The 2,118-nt window shown below is 67.6% G+C and carries 2 protein-coding genes; one reads left to right on the forward strand and one right to left on the reverse strand.

The genetic code is table 11. From position 1 onward, the window contains the following. On the forward strand, positions 1-680 hold a 680-nt coding region (locus tag VFG33_RS00120; RefSeq protein ID WP_325020988.1), incomplete at its 5' end, for a serine/threonine-protein kinase. Between the two features lie 4 nt (positions 681-684). Here the strand turns inward: VFG33_RS00120 and VFG33_RS00125 are convergent. Then, a complete protein-coding gene (locus VFG33_RS00125; protein WP_325020990.1) occupies positions 685-1,116 on the reverse strand; it encodes a PTH2-like family protein in 432 nt (143 codons plus the stop codon). Positions 1,117-2,118 lie beyond the last annotated feature (1,002 nt).

Below are 2,118 nucleotides of genomic sequence, written 5' to 3' on the forward strand. Positions count from 1 at the left end.
GTCGTGGCCGAGCGCTCACCGAGGCCCGGGCGGCCGCGCGGGTCGACCACTTCGGGGCGGTACGGGTCTACGACCTTCTCGAGGAGGACGGCCTGCCCTGGATCGTGATGGAGCTACTGTCCGGCCGGACGCTGAAGGACGTCATCGCAGCCGAGGGTCCGCTGTCGGTCGGCGAGGTGGCACGGATCGGCGTCCACCTGCTCGACACCTTGCAGGCAGCGCACCGGGCCGGCGTCGTCCATCGAGACGTCAAGCCGGGCAACGTGTATCTCTGCGACGACGACCGGGTGGTCCTGGCCGACTTCGGCATCGCGTCCACCGCGGGCGATGACGTGACCGTGACGAGTGGGGAGTTCGCCGGCAGCCCGGCGTATGTCTCACCCGAGCGGGTCCGCAGCGAGGAGGTCGGGCCGGCCTCCGACCTGTTCTCCTTGGGGGCAACGCTGTTCGCGGCGGTCGAGGGCCGGCTGGCCTTCGACCACGGCCCCCTCTTCGACACCCTCAACGCCGTCCTCCACGACCCGCCGGCCGCGTTCGTCCTTGCTGGCCCACTGACTCCGGTCATCGAAGGTCTACTCGCCAAGGATCCCCACGAACGCCTCACCGCGGAAGCGGCCCGAGCGGACCTGCAGGCGATCCACCACCTGCCACCACCGCCCGCCACCGCCGCGGCGGCGTGAAACGTCAGGGATGCATCTGAGCGCCCTTGAGGACCTTGTCGACGGCGTTCTTCGGACCATGCAAGGCCAGCCCGACAAGATCCAGCTGATCGCGAGCGACCGCCTTCACCGCGGCCCGGTTGTCCCGATCATTGCCAGTAGCAAATAAATCCGCGGTGAAGACGGAGACCGGGATCTGCCGGCCGAGAGCCCGACCATGCGCGACGCTCATGAACTCCTTAGAGCCCTCGAACACCAACACCGGTTGACGAAACATCGGCAGGTACTGCGTCCCGTCCGCATCCTCGTACGCCTCCCCCACCAACTCCGGCGTGGTCGCCGCGATCCCGCTGACCAGGAACGCCGTCACGTTCAACCGTTGCCAGCTCGCCAGATCATCCCGCAGCAGCACCGCGAGCTTGGTATCGAACCGGATCGGCTCATCATCGTTGTTCACCACCCCAATCTCCCGCCCGCGTGGCCCGGCAGTCTTGTACGTTCTAAGCCTTTGCGGTTGTCCGCATTAGGGACTGTGGTTGCGCGGTCTCCGCTGCGTGAGTGTGCTAGCCGAGGTGGTGGGTATCAAGGGCGCCTTTGGCGTCGCCTTCGGCGATCGAACAAGTTCGACCCTTGACACCCACCACCTCGGCCAGGGAAGGACGCAGCTACGCGGATCCGCGCTGACGTGTGAGCTGCCTCAGGGGAATTCCGTTCGCCCGGGTGGTCTGCGCGGGGCGTGAGCTGCTATCCGGTGATTCCACTCGCCCTGGTGGTCCGGCGCGGCGGACGGGTTGCCCACCGTCCATGCATACAGAACCTGGCCCGGCAATCGCTTGCCCGGGCGGTTTGGGTGGGTTCTGTCTGCGTGGGTGGTGGCCGTGGTCCGGGTCGTGGTGCTGGCGATCGGCTGGCGGGATCCGAAGACCGATGGCGGCTTGTTCGGCGCTACCGGTCGAACAACCCGCTACCAGCCGGCGTCGGGTGTGGCCCGCTGGCGGGATCCGGGGACCGATGGCGGCTTGGTGGGCGCTATCGGGCGAACAAGGCGGGTATCGGCTGGCGCATTGTGCCGGGTGTTCCGCTAGGTGGTGCGCCTGGTCCGCCTGGTGGTTCAGTAGGCCCCGGACCGGGTCTGGACGGGTGAGTTGGTGGCGGCTCGGACAGGCAGTGGGGACTTCGGACAAGGTATTGCTTGTCCGAGGCCCCCATTTCCTGTTCAAGGTCCCGACTCCCTGCCCGAACGGACCGCCCCGGGCCTCCCCGCGAACCACCCGGGCGATGGCCCCCACGGAATCCCCTGAATTGTGGCCGTACTTCCCAGCGGCTCCGGGCGTAGCTGCGTCCTTCCCTGGTCGTGGTGAGGTGTGTCAAGGGTCGAACTCGTTCGAGCCCGAAGGGCCGCGAAGCGCCCTTGACTCACCTCACCACGACTAGCAAACTCACGCAGCCCGGCGACGCG

It is taken from the genome of Kribbella sp., from assembly GCF_035687465.1.
GTDB lineage: Bacteria > Actinomycetota > Actinomycetes > Propionibacteriales > Kribbellaceae > Kribbella.